Genomic DNA, 15,877 nt, shown 5'->3' with positions numbered 1-15,877 from the left:
AACAAATATGAATTTACTTGAAAAACTAAAAACGATGAAAGTTGTGCCTGTTATTGCAATGGAAAATGCAAGTAATGCAGCAAAGCTTGCAAAAGTTCTGGTAGATAATGGCCTCCCATGTGCTGAGGTTACCTTTCGAACACCCGCCGCAAAAGAAGCAATTATTAATATGCGTAGGGCATATCCAGATATGTTATTGGGAGCGGGAACAGTTTTAACAACAAAACATGTCGATGATGCGATTGAAGCTGGCGTAGATTTTATCGTTAGCCCTGGATTCAATCCAAATATTGTTAAATACAGTCAACAACGCAAGGTTGAAATCATTCCTGGTGTTAATAACCCAAGCTTGGTGGAACAAGCTTTGGAGATGGGAATTGAGACACTGAAGTTCTTTCCTGCGGAGCCATCTGGTGGTGTTGCGATGCTAAAATCGCTAAGCGCAGTGTATCCAGTTAACTTCATGCCCACTGGTGGCGTTAATGAAGCTAATATAAATCATTATCTCACATTACCTTCGGTACTTGCTTGTGGTGGAACTTGGATGGTTCCTAATGCTTTGATTGAAAATGAGCAGTGGGAAGATATAGCTGTTTTAGTAAAGACTGTTGTAGAACAACTTCGTAAAACAGTTGTTTAACAATGAAAAAGTCAGGTTCATTGAACCTGACTTTGCTTATTACGAGTTTTTTTTAATTGGGCGAGGGCGACCTTCACTGTTAATAGCAACATAATTAAATGTTGCTTCGCATACACGGTATCGATCACCGACAGCCTCAACATCGACAGGTTTTACCCAAACTTCAAGACCTACGCTCATAGATGTATTACCAATGCGTTTACACTCACCGTAACAACAAACCACGTCACCAACACTTACAGGGGCTTTAAACTCTATTTTATCAACAGAGACAGTCACAACACGCCCACCAGAAATTTCTTTAGCAAGGATTGCGCCTGCTAGGTCCAATTGGGACATGATCCAACCACCAAATATATCACCATTGGCGTTGGTGTCGGCTGGCATGGCAAGCGTGCGAAGCAGAAGCTGTCCGCGAGGGATATTATTTTTAGTGTTCATGATTTACAACTTTACTGGTTATTGTCACTTTTCGGTAAGTGGCGATAAATGTAGCCACCGGTGAGGAAGGTAAAGAGCAGCGTTAATGCTAATAGCCCAAATACCTTAAAGTCTACCCATATATCTAGCGGGAAATTGAATGCAATATAGATGTTTACTATAGCGCAGACAACAAAAAACACACTCCAAGCAAGGTTAATACGTAACCAAATTGATTCAGGTAAGGTAATTTCTTTCCCAAGCATACTTTTGATCAGTGGTTTACCCATAAATTGACTGATAAGTAATGCTAGAGCAAAAATGGCGTATATGATGGTGACTTTCCACTTTATGAAGTTTTCGTCATGGAGGAAAATGGTCAAGCCACCAAAAATAGCCACCAATACGAAAGTAACCAGTTGCATTTTTTCGACTTTTTTATAGATAAACCAAGTCAACGCTACCTGAACCGCTGTTGCTGCAATTAAAGCGCCTGTGGCGATAAAAATGCCACTCGTTTTGAATAAAATAAAGAAAATGATAAGGGGGATAAAATCTAATAATTGTTTCATTACAACAACTCATTTCTAATAATTAATAAGAGTATACCCTTTTAGTATGGTGAATGAAAAAGAGCGAAGAAAAAGCGACGCCTATTTTTGTTAGATGGGCGTTGCTAAGAAAAGGATAGTAGTGCTTTATTACTTAGTAGGTTCTTGATCGATAAGCCTATCAACAATCACCGCACAAGCAGCATCACCAGTGATATTAAGTGCTGTTCTTATCATGTCAAAGATCCGATCAAGTGCAAATAACAGTGGTAGACCTTCAATGGGGATGCCAGCTGAAAGCAAAACGGCAACCACAAGGAAAGATGGGCCAGGGACACCTGCTTGTCCAACTGCGCCTAAAGTGGATGTCAAAATGATGGCGACATAGGCGCCTATGGTTAAATCAACTTGGAATATTTGAGCAAAGAAAGTTGCAACTAAACCATAGTAAATGGCATTACCACTCATATTAATTGTCGCCCCTAATGGCAGAACGAATGATGCGGTAGCGTTACTGACCTTTAATTCTTGTTCACACGTTTCCATGTTAACCGGTAATGTTGCCATAGAAGAAGCGGTTGAAAGGGCTACAATCTGTGGCTTTTTCATGGCGGATAAAAATCTGAGTGCAGAGGTTTTACTCAATATTTTTACTAGCAGGGGATAGAACACAAAACCGAAGATAGCAATGGCGGCAACATAAACAATAAACAGTTTAAAGACCACCATCAATGCATCAAAACCAAAGGTGCCGACCGCATCTGCCATTAAACCAAATACGCCCAGCGGTGCTATTTTCATCACAACGTTAATCATCCATACCATAGCATCAACGATGGCATTAATACCGTTGATTAAAGGTTCTCGTCGCTCTTTTTCTAGTTTAGAAACAGCGATACCAAAAAATAGACAAAACACTAAGATCTGTAAAATATTAGCTTCGGTTAAAGACTGGAATACGTTAGTCGGGATCATCCCTAATACGGTATTCCAAAACGTTGGCAGCTCGCCTTTGTCGGCATAGGTTTTAGCAAAGAGACCTGACACCGCATTAAGATCAATCCCGATACCGGGTTTGAAAATATGCCCCATTCCCAAAGCAAGTATGACTGCGATAGCGGAGGTAAATATAAAAAAGAGCAGAGTGGTTATGCCTACTTTACCAGCAGATTGACTGTTACCTAATCCTGCGGCACCTGAAATGATAGCAACAGCGACCAATGGAATAACTAACATTTTGATTAGGTGGATAAAAATACTGCCCAACGGCGCAAACATTGAAGCCGAATGCCCCATCATCGCGCCAACAAATGCGCCAACGAACATGGCAATAACAACTTGTACGCCAATATTTTTCATTAAACTTCCATTATTTTGCACAGTATCGACCTCTAAAGTATTGATGCAAAAGTGTAGTAAGCATAGTTGTGTTTATTTGGTTTTAATCGTTACGCGAATGTGTATTGGGTGTGTCTTTACATGCAATGATCATTGTTCGCAATCACGAGGATTGAGGTTTTCTGTTGATCGTTGAAAAAGAGTGGTAGCAATATGCATATATTAGAGTAATTGCTTATCGTTTGATGGCTTTTTATTGCATGGTTAAGTTAAAATGAACCCTTTCTTTATAGTGTTTCTTATTTCTTAATCTGGAGGCATCAATGAAATACTTATCAATCAAGGCGTTTATTCAACACTATGGAAAAATGGGTCTGATACTCTGTTTGGGACAAGCATTTCTGTTATTGGTTATTATCGTTTTCAATACGATAACAATTATTAATCATTTACCAAGCGTGTGTTATTTAAATAAAGTGTCTCATGTGACATCAATTTCTTACACATTGATATGCCTTGTTTTCTTGTACTACACGATTACAAGTTTCTTTAATCGCATTCGTTTGTTGTTCAACATTTGCCTTGTCGTTAACTTTTTTCTTTTCCTTGCTTTTGTTTTTAAGCTTAGTGTGAGTTGTGTATAAGTCGTCAATAACGCGCTATTAACGGTATTGAGAATTCTCTTATATTGTCATCAAGTATGTCTTCAACGTTACTGTCTTTATTATTGGTGATAGATTTAAAGCACTCTTTTTCGTTAACGATAGCTATATAAAAAAGCCCATACATAAACAGCATCAGTAAGCTGAAATGTATGGGCTTATTACATTCGTTAGAATGCGTTATTTACTTGCTGCTTTCATTGATGAAATGAATGCAGATAATTTTTCTAACATTACAGTGTTGTTTTCAAGATTTTGCTCGATAATTTTCACGACTGCTGAGCCTGAGATTGCGCCTGCAGCACCTGCAGTGATCGCCTCTTTAACTTGCTCTGGCGAAGAAATACCAAATCCTAAAATAGCTGGCGGCGCGTTATGTGCTTTAAGGCTAGATAACAAGTGATCTATTGGCATTCCTGCTTTAGTTTCAGCACCCGTTACACCTGCGCGTGATAACAAGTAAGTGTAACCACCACCGAGTTCAGAGACCGCTTGTAGTGTTGCATCATCAGCATTAGGTGGCGCAATAAAAATAGGGTGAACACCGTATTTATTTGCCGCATCACGAAACTCTTGTGATGCATTAACGGGAACATCTGCAATTAATACTGAATCAACTCCAGCTTTTGCACATTGCTGATAAAAGTTATCGATGCCAGCGGCAAACACAAGGTTGGCGTACATCAATAACCCGACTGGCACGTCAGGGTATTTTTGACGAATTTGTGTTAGTAACTCAAAACACAAGGTTGGTGTGGTGCCTGATTCTAATGCGCGGATGGTTGCGCCTTGGATTGTAGGGCCATCAGCGAGAGGATCTGAAAATGGAATACCTAATTCTAAAGCATCAGCGCCAGATTCAACCAATGTATCAATGATCTTCATTGATTGCTCTGGAGTCGGATCGCCAATGGTAACAAAAGGCACAAAAGCGCCTTCATTGCGCTCAGCTAATGTGCTGAATAATTGTTGATAACGATCCATTATAATGCTCCTTTTTCCTGCAAAATATCGTGAACAGTAAAGATATCCTTGTCACCACGACCTGATAAGTTAACTACTAGCAATTGTTCTTTTTCTGGTTCTGCATGAATAAGTTTCATGGCATAAGCTAATGCATGAGCAGACTCAAGCGCAGGAATGATCCCTTCTTTACGTGCGAGCAATTGGAATGCATCTAGTGCTTCATCATCAGTCACTGAGCCGTATTCAGCACGACCTGTTGCATTTAAGTGAGCATGTTGTGGACCGACAGATGGGAAATCAAGACCTGCTGATACAGAGTAAGACTCTTCAACTTGACCGTGTTTATCTTGCATCAGTGGTGCTTTCATACCAAAGAAAATACCTAATGTACCGTGTTTAAGAGGTGCACCATGCATATCGGTATCTAAACCTTTACCGGCAGGCTCTACACCAATCAGTTTCACATCTGTTTCTTCAATGAAATCTGAAAACATACCAATTGCGTTGGAACCGCCACCGACACAAGCAATAACTGCATCAGGTAGGCGACCTTCTTTCTCTACGATCTGGGCTTTAGTTTCTTCACCAATAATATGCTGGAATTCTCGTACAATCGTTGGGAATGGGTGAGGACCCGCCGCTGTGCCTAGCAAGTAGTGTGCTTTGTCATAACTGGCAGACCAATCACGCATTGCTTCATTACAAGCATCTTTTAAGGTTGCAGAGCCTGAGTGGACAGGAATAACTTCTGCGCCCATCAACTTCATGCGAAATACGTTAGGGCTTTGACGTTCAACATCTTTAGCACCCATGTAAACACGACATTTAAGACCGAGTAGTGCACAAGCAAGCGCAGTTGCAACACCGTGTTGACCGGCACCAGTTTCCGCTATGATCTCATTTTTACCCATGCGCTTAGCGAGTAATGCTTGACCTAAAACTTGGTTTGTTTTGTGCGCACCACCGTGTAATAAATCTTCACGTTTCAGGTATAGCTTTGTTTTCGTCCCTTTCGTCAAGTTCTGACATAGCGTTAGGGCGGTTGGACGACCAGCGTATTCTTTAAGTAGTGTAATAAATTCTTGTTGAAAACTCGGATCTTGCTGCGCTTCAATAAACGCATCTTCCAATTGGTCTAATGCAGGCACTAAAATTTGTGGTACATACTGACCACCAAATTCGCCAAAAAAGGCATCTAATTTACTCATAATTATTTATCGTCCTTAATATTTTTGATTGCCGCGAATGCCGCACTCAATTTATTCGAGTCTTTTTTGCCTGGCGCACTTTCCACACCAGAATTTAAATCAAGGCCATCAAATCCTAATGCTGCCGCTTGTTGTGCGTTGTCTGCATTTAAGCCACCAGCCAATAATATACCTTTGCGATCGCCGCTTTGGATCAACGACCAGTCGAAGCTTGTCCCTGTACCACCACTTTGATTACCTACTTTACTATCAACAAGGTGTTTATCAACTTGGTATGCTGATAAATCAGGTAAAGCATCTGATACCCCGTGCGCTTTCCAAATTTTACATTGAGCAGGAAGTTGTGCTTTTAGCTCATTAATGTATTGCTGCGTTTCTGTGCCATGTAGCTGCACAACACTGAGTGCAAGTTGTTTTGCCGTATCGACAATTGTTTCAAGCTCTGCATTTTGGAATACACCAACATAATCGAGTGGGGCGCCTGTCATCACATGGCGTGCTTGCTCGATATCAACACAGCGAGGGGAGTTAGAAACAAAAATTAAACCACCGTAAACGGCACCATTTTGGTAAGCGATGGTGGCGTCTTTCGCTTCGGTTAATCCGCAGACCTTGTTATCACCAAGTAACACACGGCGTACCGCAAGATCGAGGTTATCTTCTGCCATTAACGAGCTGCCAATTAAAAAGCCATTGGCATATTGAGATAACTGGCGAATTTCTTGATTGCTGTAAATGCCAGACTCTGAAATCACAATCGTGTCTGATGATAATTTTGGTGCAAGCTGTTTAGTGCGGTCTAAATCAATACTTAAATCGCGTAAATTACGGTTGTTAATACCGACAACTTTCGCTTTTAAGTTAATCGCACGTTCAAGCTCTTCTTCGTTACTCACTTCGGTCAAAATGCCAAGATTTAATTGATTGGCAACAGCAGCAAGGGTTTGGTATTCCTCGTCATTTAGGACTGACAACATAAGCAAAATAGCATCAGCTTGATAGTGACGAGCTAAATAGACTTGATAGGTATCAACCATGAAGTCTTTACATAGTACGGGCTGGCGTACTTGACCACGGACTTGAGGGAGAAACTCAAAGTTACCTTGGAAGTATTTTTCATCGGTTAGAACTGAAATCGCACTAGCGTAGTTGTTGTACACGCTCGCAATGTAATCAAGATTAAAATCGTCTCGGATCAAGCCTTTTGATGGTGAGGCTTTTTTACATTCAAGAATGAATGCAGGGCGCTCTACACCATTATCAGTATTGGATGATAACGCTTGGTAGAAGTCGCGATCACTTGGGACGAGATCATGAATAAATGAATCAAGTGGCTGTGATGCTTTACGTGCTTCTACCCAAATTTTTTTGTCAGCAACAATTTTTGCTAATACTGTTTCCATGATTATCCTCGTGCTGCCAATTTTTCTACTAATTCAAAAGCTTTGCCTGATTGCATGACTTCAATAGCTTGTTGCGTATTTTGTTTAAGATCTTCTTGACCGAATAAACGTAATAGCAGGGCTACGTTGACTGCTACTGCACCAACTTGGGCAGGTGTACCTTTACCGGTTAAAATGTTAGTGATAATGGCGCGGTTCTCTTCAGGTTCGCCGCCTTTAATCGCCTCTAACGGGTAGGTATCCAAACCGAAATCAGCAGGAGTGAGAGTGTATTCGGTGATTTCGCCATTAATGATTTCCGCAACATGGGTTTCACCATGAATTGCCACTTCATCTAAACCACTACCGTGAACCACAGCCGCACGCTTCATGCCCATGGTAGCCATGGTTTCTGCAATCGGACGAACGAGGCTATTGTCGTAAACACCCATAAGTTCAATGTTAGGTTTTGCTGGGTTAATTAAAGGCCCAAGTACATTGAAGATGGTGCGAGTCTTTAATGTTTGACGTACAGGCATAGCGTGGCGTACACCACCGTGATATTCAGGCGCAAATAGGAAACACACGCCAAGTTCATCTAATGCGCCACGCGCGTTTTCTGGTGTCATCGCAAGGTTGATACCAAATTTATCAAGCAGATCTGAAGAGCCAGATTTGCTTGAAACGCCACGGTTACCGTGTTTCGCCACTTTAATACCACACGCTGCAGCTACAAATGCCGCAGTGGTTGAAATATTGATGGTATTGGCACCATCACCACCTGTTCCTACGATATCGGCAAAGTCATAATCTGGGCTTGGGAAGGCGTTGGCATTAGCGACTAAAGCACTTGCGGCTCCAGCAATTTCTTGGGGGGTTTCACCTTTAATTTTCAACGAGGTTAAAACGGCCGAAAGAATGATGGGATCGACCTCACCCTTGATAATGGCATCAAATAGGGTGTGACTCTCTTGTTGGCTCAGAGATTTTTGATCGTAGAGTTTATTGGCAATATCGTAAATTTTGTTATCCATAATCATCGTCCTTAATGCTTTGAATTATTCTTTTCCGTTCGAGGTTGTTACCCAATTTAAGGTCTGTGTTAAAAGCTCCGCCCCTTGTGTCGTTAGGATTGACTCCGGATGGAATTGAAAGCCACATACCTTATCTTCTTCGTTCAGTACAGCCATGACTAAGCCATTAACATCGGCGATAGTCTCTAGGCTATCAGGCACTTCTGTTGCGACTAAAGAATGGTAACGTGCAATAGAGAGAGGATTCGGTAAATTGCCAAACACTGCATGTTGGTTGTGGCTCATCATTGCAGCTTTACCATGGACAATTTCACCTGCGCCTGAAACTTTACCGCCGTAAGCTTCAACAATCGCTTGTTGTCCTAGGCAAATACCAATCATTGGTACTTTACCTTTCACGCGTTGGATCAGTTCGGGCATACATCCCGCATCAGCTGGCACACCAGGACCGGGGGATAACACTAAAACGGGATTGCTTTTAGCACTAAGTGACTTTTCTACTTGCTCTGCCGTTAAGTTATTACGGTAAATGGTGACTGGATGACCGAGAGAGCGAAACTGATCAACAAGGTTGTAAGTAAACGAATCAAAGTTGTCGAGTAGCACAATATGGGCTGGGGTTGCGTTTGTCATTGTGGTTCTCCTTAACCTTGATGTGCTGTGCGAATAGCGTTAATGACTGCTTGCGCTTTGCCACGCGTTTCATCGGCTTCTGCTTGTGGAATGGAGTCGTAAACCACGCCAGCACCAGCTTGAACACTCGCAATACCATTCTCAACATAGGCTGAGCGGATCACGATACAAGTATCCATATCACCGTGACCAGTAAGATAACCGACAGCACCGCCATAACTACCACGACGGCGTTGTTCAACATCACGGATAAGCTGCATAGCTCGGATTTTCGGTGCCCCTGTCAATGTGCCCATGTTCATACAGGCTTGGTACGCATGAAGGGCATCAAGATCGCCACGCAATTGACCAACCACTCGAGAAACTAAGTGCATGACATGGCTGTAACGATCAACTTTGAGTAAATCTGCTACATAGCGGCTTCCTGCTTCACTGATCCTTGCGACATCATTACGTGCTAAATCCACTAACATCATGTGTTCAGCATTCTCTTTTTTATCGCAACGTAGCTCTAATTCAATACGACCATCTAAATCAAGGTTAATTGATCCGTCGCTGTTTTTGCCTCGTGGTCGAGTACCAGCAATCGGGTATATCTCTACTTGGTTTGAATCTGAACAATATTTCAGTGCACTTTCAGGAGAGGCGCCAAACAGGGTAAATTCTGAGTCTTGTAAAAAGAACATATAAGGGCTTGGATTACCAATTTTCAATGCTTTATATGCCGCGAGCGTTGAAGGGCATGGCAAAGTAAATTGGCGTGATGGCACGACTTGGAACACGTCGCCATTGATAACGTATTGTTTAAGATCGTTAACCGTTTGGCAGAAATCTTCATCGCTAATAGACGCCTCTGGCTCACATTTGTCTAATACTTGTGCGGGTGGCACAGGCTGAGGGTTTAAACAGATCTCTTTAATCGTTTGCAGGCGACGACTCAAATCATGATAGCTATTGGTGTAGTGCTCGCCACCAAATAAAGTTGCTTGCAGCGTGCCTTTACGACGTTGGTGATCGATAATCAACAAGGTTTCGGCAATATAGAAAATATAGTCAGGACAGTTATTGTCTTGCTTCACTTCTGGTAGCGGCTCAAAATCAGCGACTAAGTCATAGGCAAATAGACCACCTAAGAATAAAGCTTCTTTTGGGTGGTGCTTGGTATCAAAGGCATGTTGGATCAAACGTAGAGCATCGAATGATGAAGTTTGGCGTAAGCGGCTATCCTCATCAATATCATGAGCGTGGGATGGAAATACCAAGGTTAATGTTTTTCCATTGAGTACTGCATGAATATCGTTAGGCAGTTGGCTTTGTAAATGCGTAATGACATTCACACCATTACTGGTTAGTGCTTCCAACGTGACTTCTTTACCGCGGCAAACAATACGTACTGCTGCATCAACAAGCATTAAGCTCTTTAAATCTTGCTTAGAATCAACTTCTGCTGATTCTAATAAAAGGTTGTGCGGGCGATCGCCACAAACTGAAAAGTACAGTTCAGTGGGATCGGCAACATAAGGTACATCAAGGCTGAGAAGATTGATCTCATTAGCCGCTAATGTATTTTGCCCTAGTGGATGATTTCCTATTGAGTGAGTATTCACAGCGTTCTCCCTGCCGCTTCCACAAACGGTTTTAATTCCTGCATTAATTGTTCAAACATTGGTGCGGTTAATGCTTGATGACCATCAGATAAGGCTTCACATGGATTTAAATGTGATTCGACAATGATGCCATCGGCGCCAACAGCAGCTGCTGCGCGTGAGAGTGGGATCACTAACTCACGAATACCTGTTCCATGGCTTGGGTCGACCAGCACGGGCAAATGGGTATGTTGCTTTAAATAAGCGACAGCATTGAGATCCAATGTATTTCTGGTTGCTGTCTCAAACGTTCTAATACCACGTTCACACAAAATGATATTTGGGTTACCTGCATCATATATATATTCAGCAGCGAGCAGCAATTCCTCGATAGTGGCTGAAAGTCCGCGTTTGAGCAAGATCGGTTTTTTACTTTCACCGATAATTTTTAACAAGCCATAGTTTTGCATATTTCTCGCACCAATTTGAAAACAATCAATATATTGAGTCATTTTTTCAACTTGGCTCACATCCATGACTTCAGATACGGTAGGTATACCGAGCATGTCATTGGCTTTTTTTAACAATTTTAACCCTTCAATACCTAATCCTTGGAAATCATAAGGGCTGGTGCGAGGTTTATATGCTCCACCTCGCAGTGCCATAGCACCATGAGACTTCACCATTTCAGCCACAGACAATAATTGTTGCTCTGATTCGACAGAGCAAGGGCCTGCAATAACAGCAAAACGATCGCCACCGACCGCAGCAGAGCCAAAACGTACCACTGTGTTGTGGGCTTGGACTTCTCGGCTAACTAATTTGTATTTAGTTAAAATGGGTTTTACCGTTTCAACTAAAGGGTTCGCTTCGATATTTAAGCGTTGTAAAACACGTTCATCACCTAATGCACCTAAAACAATGCGTTCACTGCCAGGCATATATAGCGGTTTTAATCCGACACTGTCGATTAGAGCTAGTAGGCTTTTGGCATCAGCTTCTGTTGCTTGCGGTTTTAAGACAATAATCATGAGGTCATCCTTGTTAATGGTCGCAGTGAAGGCTAGGTGCAGTGCCCGTTTTATTTGGTTAAATTCGGCGTTATAAAAAAGCCCGCATTGATGGCGGGCTCGTTGCTATTTTGCTGAGTTACAGCAATTCACACCGCCCGTAAGTAGGAGTGCCACCACCAATTATTGAAGAAAACGCATTGTTGATTTTGAATTTGCTGTAACATGTAAGAGTCCTATTAGGTATTAGTTACATTTTTTCTATCAGCTAAATGTACGTGATGCCTTTCAAGTAAGTATTGGATACTTGGTATCTGCGTACTAGTAAACTAGTTCACGATTATAAAGTCAAGAATAAAACTTATGTTGTTTGATTTACATAGCCATACTACAGCGTCTGACGGTCGCTTAACGCCGCAAGAATTAGTTCGACGAGCCGTAGATATGCGGGTCGACATCCTGGCAATTACTGATCACGATACGGTTGCTGGCCTACATGAAGCGCATACTGTGATAGAGCAAGAAGCTTTGCCTATTACGTTAATCAACGGTATTGAAATCTCTACCGTGTGGCAAAACTTTGATATTCATATTGTTGGGCTTAATATAGACCCACAAAATCCAACGTTAGTGACGTTTATTGAACAGCAAGTAGAGCGTCGACTTGAACGTGCTAAAGAAATTGGTGCGCGACTTGAAAAAAACAGAATGCCAGGGGCATTTGAAGGCGCGGCTAAACTTGCGGGTGATGCATCGATCACTCGTGCACATTTCGCCCGTTGGATTGTTGAACAAGGTTATGCGAAAACCATGCAGGCGGTGTTTAAGAAATTCTTAACACGCGGAAATCCGGGTTACGTACCACCAAACTGGTGCACTATCGCCGATGCTATTGATGTGATTCATGCCGCTGGTGGTAAAGCGGTTATTGCCCATCCAGGCCGTTATAATATGACGGCAAAATGGCTTAAGCGATTAATCCAGCATTTCATTGAAGCTGGTGGTGACGGTATGGAAGTATCACAGCCTCAGCAAGGGCCGCAAGAACGACGTACCTTAGGGGATTACGCCATACAATTTAATTTACTTGCTTCACAAGGGTCCGATTTTCATTACCAATCACCTTGGACGGAATTAGGACGTAATTTGTGGCTCCCTAAAGATGTTCCAGCGATTTGGCATGATTGGGAAGTTGAGAAAAAGCGAGTAGAGGTAGAAATTCAGGCTGAGCCTGCTGCCTCAAAGGAGGAATAATGAGTCAATTTTTTTATGTTCACCCAGAAACACCCCAAACGCGTTTGATTAAACAAGCGGTAGAAATTATTAAAAATGGCGGCGTTGTCGTTTATCCAACAGATTCTGGTTATGCCCTTGGTTGTCAGTTAGAAAACAAACAAGCATTAGAGCGTATTTGTCAGATCCGTCGTTTAAACGAAAAGCACAACTTCACTTTGTTATGCCGCGATTTATCTGAGCTATCTTTGTACACCCGTGTTGATAATATCGCTTTCCGTCTTTTACGTAATAACACCCCTGGCGCATACACCTTTATATTTAAAGGAACAAAAGAAGTACCTCGCCGTTTAATGAATGCTAAGCGTAAAACGATTGGTATTCGTGTACCTGATAATGCGATAGCACTGGCGTTACTTGAAGCGCTAGGTGAGCCACTGATGTCAACCAGTCTTATTTTACCGGGTAATGAAACAACAGAAGCGGATCCCGATGAAATTCGCGATAAGTTAGAACATGCTGTTGATTTGATTATGCATGGTGGTTACTTAGGTGAGCAGCCAACAACAGTGATTGATTTCAGTGAAGGTGAAATTAATATTGTGCGAGTTGGTGCAGGTGATGTGACACCGTTTGAATGATCTAGAACGTTTTAAACCTAGGTAAATCTAATAAAAGCAAATAGTTAGTTTCTAGCTGTTTGCTTTTTTGTTTTTATTCCTATTTTATTGGTTTGATTTTCCTGTAACTAACCTCGCAATCGACTATCTTTTTATAGCTAACTTTGCCGTTTTTTGGCATAATGCGCGCCCACATTCTGATAAAAAGTGAGTTGCTAATGCCTCACACAGAATCCAAATTAATGCTATTCGCATAAATGGTTTTGGTTAAGTAACAGTCTGATTTTAAATTGGAAAATATTATCCGGAATCTTTTGATGAGTATTTCGACGCCTGTGAAGGCGACAAAGGTTTGTCTATAATGAGTGAAAAATTACAGAAGGTATTGGCACGAGCTGGCCAAGGATCACGTCGTGAAATCGAATTAATGATCCAAAACGGTCGAGTCAGTGTTGATGGTGTCGTTGCTAAACTTGGCGATCGTCTTGAAGATTTATCAGTAAGTGTTCGTATTGATGGTCATAACATTGAGCTGATCTCTTCTGATGAAGAAATTTGCCGTATTCTTGCTTACAACAAGCCAGAAGGTGAGCTATGTACTCGTCACGACCCTGAAGGCCGCCGTACTGTATTTGATCGTCTTCCTCGCTTAAACACAGGTCGCTGGGTATCAGTAGGCCGTCTTGATGCGAACACCTCAGGTTTATTGTTGTTCACAACAGACGGTGAACTTGCTAACCGCTTAATGCACCCAAGCCGCACGGTTGAACGTGAATACATGGTTCGTGTATTTGGTGAAGTGACTGAGCAAATGGTAAAGAACGTTGTTAAAGGTGTTGAACTAGAAGATGGTTTAGCACGTTTTGAAGATGTTGTTTACGCTGGTGGTGAAGGTATGAACCATACCTTCTACGTAGTGATCACTGAAGGTCGTAACCGTGAGGTTCGTCGTTTATGGGATTCTCAAGGTGTTACTGTTAGCCGTCTTAAGCGTGTTCGTTACGGTGATGTTTACCTAACGAAAGATATGCCTCGTGGTGGTTGGAGTGAGCTTGAACTAAAAGAAGTGAATGAACTTCGTGCAACAGTTGAGCTTCCGCCTGAGACTGAAACAGCATTAACTGTTGAAGGTCAAAAGCGTAAAAAAGGCATTCGTCAGATCCGTCGTGCTGTTCGTCGTCACGAAGAGCGTGTAGAAACGGGCGGTGCTCGCGGTCGTCGTGGTCGTGGTAACGATCGTCGTAACCCTGGCTCTAGTCGTAATGCTGAAGTTGAAGCTCAATCAAACGAGCATCGTGGTAATGGTCGTTCACAACCAGCAAAAGGTCGTGATAATCGTGACAGTCGCGATAACGGTAAGCCACAATCAGCAGGTCGCCCACAAACATCAGGTAAGCGTAAGCCTTCAGGAAATGCAGCAAATCGCCGTAATCCTTTAGCCAATAAGCCTGCTAAGCCACGTACTCGTAAGTAATTGGTTTAGACTAAATGAATAATTAAAAGCCGACCTAGTGTCGGTTTTTTTGTATCCGGTAAATGACGTGGTATAACTCAAAGAGCAACGGAGTAAAAAGTGTGAATATTGCTGTGGTGCACTTTTCTGTGAAGGGATGCTAAACATATAACGAATAGCCAGTGAGTATAGCAATGTTAGATGCATTGAAAGAGCAACAACGGGGACGATTGATCACGGTCTTTGGCGTGATGGTATTAAGTTTTGATACGCTACTTGTGCGTTTAATTGATAGTAATGAATGGACATTAATTTTCTGGCGTGGCTTCTTACCTGCTGCCATGTTGTTTATTGTGCAGTGGTTTTCAGATAAAAAACTGATCACGCAACATTTACTGCGTCCATCGCTTTTAACTTTAATTACTGCTGGACTATTTAGCGCATCGACCATTTGTTTTGTGTTGTCACTGAATAATACCCAAGTGGCCAGTACGTTAGTTATTACCAATACAGCACCTTTATTTACGGCTGTGATTGGTTTCTTCTTCTTAAAAGAGAAGTTAGATAAGGCAACGATCTTTGCGATCATTATTGCTGTGGGTGGGATAGGGTTAGTGTTCGGCTATCATCCCACCGTTGACGAGTTGAGAGGCGATTCGCTTGCTTTGGTTTCTGCTGTTGCGATAGCTGTCTATCTTGTAGCACTTCGTAAGACCCAAGGGCAATTAGGCTCGATTTATATAATTCTGGCTGGTGTATTTACATCGATTATTTCGCTTTCTGTTGGCGCTAAACCGTTCGCACTGGATATGCAACATGCTATTTATATGTTCTTACTCGGTGGTGTTGTGATCCCATTGTCTTTCTATTTGATTGCACATGGGCCACGTTATTTACCCGCAGCTGAAACCAGTTTGATCTTGTTACTGGAAGTGCTTTTTGGTCCGTTGTTGGTATGGTTGATCATTGGTGAAACACCGACAGACAATGTGTTATTAGGCTCAGCGGTTGTGGTACTGACCTTGTCTTGTTTATTTGCTTGGCAGTGGCGAAAACAACTTAAAATACAAAGTCACTAACACTAGATTTAGCTGTAAAAAAGCCGACAATTGCGTCGGCTTTTTTGTTTATATCATCAATG

At 42.0% G+C, this 15,877-nt stretch carries 15 protein-coding genes and 1 other annotated feature; of the genes, 5 read left to right on the top strand and 10 right to left on the bottom strand.

What is annotated here, in order from left to right:
• Nucleotides 1-7 precede the first annotated feature (7 nt).
• Entirely contained in the window at nucleotides 8-640 is a 633-nt protein-coding gene (locus tag C9J46_RS01555) for a bifunctional 4-hydroxy-2-oxoglutarate aldolase/2-dehydro-3-deoxy-phosphogluconate aldolase (RefSeq protein ID WP_107290439.1), read from the top strand.
• A gap of 39 nt (nucleotides 641-679) precedes the next feature.
• Here C9J46_RS01555 and yciA read toward each other — a convergent pair whose 3' ends face one another.
• From yciA to aroF, 10 genes are all read right to left on the bottom strand, one after another.
• Nucleotides 680-1,081, bottom strand: a complete 402-nt coding sequence (gene yciA, locus C9J46_RS01550) for an acyl-CoA thioester hydrolase YciA (protein ID WP_107290438.1) — start codon at nucleotides 1,079-1,081, stop codon at nucleotides 680-682.
• A gap of 11 nt (nucleotides 1,082-1,092) precedes the next feature.
• Nucleotides 1,093-1,632 (bottom strand): septation protein A, encoded by a 540-nt coding sequence (locus C9J46_RS01545; RefSeq protein ID WP_107259469.1) that lies wholly within the window; start codon nucleotides 1,630-1,632, stop codon nucleotides 1,093-1,095.
• A 129-nt stretch (nucleotides 1,633-1,761) separates the two neighbouring features.
• Complete coding sequence (locus C9J46_RS01540; protein WP_199190622.1) at nucleotides 1,762-2,970, bottom strand: dicarboxylate/amino acid:cation symporter; 1,209 nt, start codon at nucleotides 2,968-2,970, stop codon at nucleotides 1,762-1,764.
• Between the two features lie 821 nt (nucleotides 2,971-3,791).
• Nucleotides 3,792-4,595: a tryptophan synthase subunit alpha gene (gene trpA / locus C9J46_RS01535; protein WP_107205666.1), complete on the bottom strand. Its 804-nt coding sequence runs from the start codon at nucleotides 4,593-4,595 to the stop codon at nucleotides 3,792-3,794.
• Nucleotides 4,595-5,785 (bottom strand): tryptophan synthase subunit beta, encoded by a 1,191-nt coding sequence (trpB, locus tag C9J46_RS01530; protein ID WP_107245502.1) that lies wholly within the window; start codon nucleotides 5,783-5,785, stop codon nucleotides 4,595-4,597. Before trpB ends, trpA begins: the two co-directional genes overlap by 1 nt.
• A 2-nt stretch (nucleotides 5,786-5,787) precedes the next feature.
• Entirely contained in the window at nucleotides 5,788-7,188 is a 1,401-nt protein-coding gene (gene trpCF / locus C9J46_RS01525) for a bifunctional indole-3-glycerol-phosphate synthase TrpC/phosphoribosylanthranilate isomerase TrpF (protein WP_107290437.1), read from the bottom strand.
• Nucleotides 7,189-7,190: 2 nt separating this feature from the next.
• Nucleotides 7,191-8,201, bottom strand: coding sequence for an anthranilate phosphoribosyltransferase (gene trpD, locus C9J46_RS01520; RefSeq protein ID WP_107205669.1), 1,011 nt, complete (start codon nucleotides 8,199-8,201; stop codon nucleotides 7,191-7,193).
• Nucleotides 8,202-8,225: 24 nt separating this feature from the next.
• Entirely contained in the window at nucleotides 8,226-8,834 is a 609-nt protein-coding gene (locus tag C9J46_RS01515) for an aminodeoxychorismate/anthranilate synthase component II (RefSeq protein WP_107290436.1), read from the bottom strand.
• A gap of 11 nt (nucleotides 8,835-8,845) precedes the next feature.
• Nucleotides 8,846-10,441 carry an anthranilate synthase component 1 gene (locus C9J46_RS01510; RefSeq protein ID WP_107245496.1) on the bottom strand — a complete coding sequence of 532 codons (1,596 nt, stop codon included), beginning with the start codon at nucleotides 10,439-10,441 and terminating at the stop codon, nucleotides 8,846-8,848.
• A complete protein-coding gene (gene aroF / locus C9J46_RS01505; RefSeq protein WP_107290435.1) occupies nucleotides 10,438-11,451 on the bottom strand; it encodes a 3-deoxy-7-phosphoheptulonate synthase in 1,014 nt (337 codons plus the stop codon). Before aroF ends, C9J46_RS01510 begins: the two co-directional genes overlap by 4 nt.
• Nucleotides 11,452-11,523: 72 nt before the next feature.
• Nucleotides 11,524-11,618 (bottom strand) — a sequence feature (Trp leader region).
• Nucleotides 11,619-11,793: 175 nt separating this feature from the next.
• Between aroF and C9J46_RS01500 the strand changes: the two genes are divergently transcribed.
• The 4 genes from C9J46_RS01500 to C9J46_RS01485 all read left to right on the top strand — a co-directional run bounded on the left by C9J46_RS01500 (nucleotide 11,794) and on the right by C9J46_RS01485 (nucleotide 15,815).
• Complete coding sequence (locus C9J46_RS01500; protein WP_107205673.1) at nucleotides 11,794-12,684, top strand: PHP domain-containing protein; 891 nt, start codon at nucleotides 11,794-11,796, stop codon at nucleotides 12,682-12,684.
• Nucleotides 12,684-13,304: an L-threonylcarbamoyladenylate synthase gene (locus tag C9J46_RS01495; protein ID WP_005370802.1), complete on the top strand. Its 621-nt coding sequence runs from the start codon at nucleotides 12,684-12,686 to the stop codon at nucleotides 13,302-13,304. Before C9J46_RS01500 ends, C9J46_RS01495 begins: the two co-directional genes overlap by 1 nt.
• A 340-nt stretch (nucleotides 13,305-13,644) precedes the next feature.
• Complete coding sequence (gene rluB, locus C9J46_RS01490) at nucleotides 13,645-14,757, top strand: 23S rRNA pseudouridine(2605) synthase RluB (protein WP_107290434.1); 1,113 nt, start codon at nucleotides 13,645-13,647, stop codon at nucleotides 14,755-14,757.
• 173 nt (nucleotides 14,758-14,930) lie between these two features.
• Nucleotides 14,931-15,815, top strand: coding sequence for a DMT family transporter (locus tag C9J46_RS01485; RefSeq protein ID WP_107290433.1), 885 nt, complete (start codon nucleotides 14,931-14,933; stop codon nucleotides 15,813-15,815).
• The last annotated feature ends 62 nt before the right edge of the window (nucleotides 15,816-15,877 follow it).

Origin of the sequence: Photobacterium sp. GB-36 (assembly GCF_003026135.1) — a bacterium.
Taxonomy (GTDB): domain Bacteria; phylum Pseudomonadota; class Gammaproteobacteria; order Enterobacterales; family Vibrionaceae; genus Photobacterium.
This window is presented reverse-complemented; position numbering and strand designations above follow the sequence as displayed.

Excerpts from the sequence above, each read along its gene's own strand:
- aroF (WP_107290435.1), bottom strand. The coding sequence starts at position 11,451 with ATGATTATTGTCTTAAAACCGCAAGCAACAGAAGCTGATGCCAAAAGC.
- C9J46_RS01545 (WP_107259469.1), bottom strand. The coding sequence starts at position 1,632 with ATGAAACAATTATTAGATTTTATCCCCCTTATCATTTTCTTTATTTTA.
- C9J46_RS01485 (WP_107290433.1), top strand. The coding sequence starts at position 14,931 with ATGTTAGATGCATTGAAAGAGCAACAACGGGGACGATTGATCACGGTC.
- yciA (WP_107290438.1), bottom strand. The coding sequence starts at position 1,081 with ATGAACACTAAAAATAATATCCCTCGCGGACAGCTTCTGCTTCGCACG.
- trpCF (WP_107290437.1), bottom strand. The coding sequence starts at position 7,188 with ATGGAAACAGTATTAGCAAAAATTGTTGCTGACAAAAAAATTTGGGTA.
- C9J46_RS01495 (WP_005370802.1), top strand. The coding sequence starts at position 12,684 with ATGAGTCAATTTTTTTATGTTCACCCAGAAACACCCCAAACGCGTTTG.
- rluB (WP_107290434.1), top strand. The coding sequence starts at position 13,645 with ATGAGTGAAAAATTACAGAAGGTATTGGCACGAGCTGGCCAAGGATCA.
- C9J46_RS01500 (WP_107205673.1), top strand. The coding sequence starts at position 11,794 with ATGTTGTTTGATTTACATAGCCATACTACAGCGTCTGACGGTCGCTTA.
- C9J46_RS01540 (WP_199190622.1), bottom strand. The coding sequence starts at position 2,970 with ATGAAAAATATTGGCGTACAAGTTGTTATTGCCATGTTCGTTGGCGCA.
- C9J46_RS01555 (WP_107290439.1), top strand. The coding sequence starts at position 8 with ATGAATTTACTTGAAAAACTAAAAACGATGAAAGTTGTGCCTGTTATT.
- C9J46_RS01515 (WP_107290436.1), bottom strand. The coding sequence starts at position 8,834 with ATGACAAACGCAACCCCAGCCCATATTGTGCTACTCGACAACTTTGAT.
- trpD (WP_107205669.1), bottom strand. The coding sequence starts at position 8,201 with ATGGATAACAAAATTTACGATATTGCCAATAAACTCTACGATCAAAAA.
- trpA (WP_107205666.1), bottom strand. The coding sequence starts at position 4,595 with ATGGATCGTTATCAACAATTATTCAGCACATTAGCTGAGCGCAATGAA.
- trpB (WP_107245502.1), bottom strand. The coding sequence starts at position 5,785 with ATGAGTAAATTAGATGCCTTTTTTGGCGAATTTGGTGGTCAGTATGTA.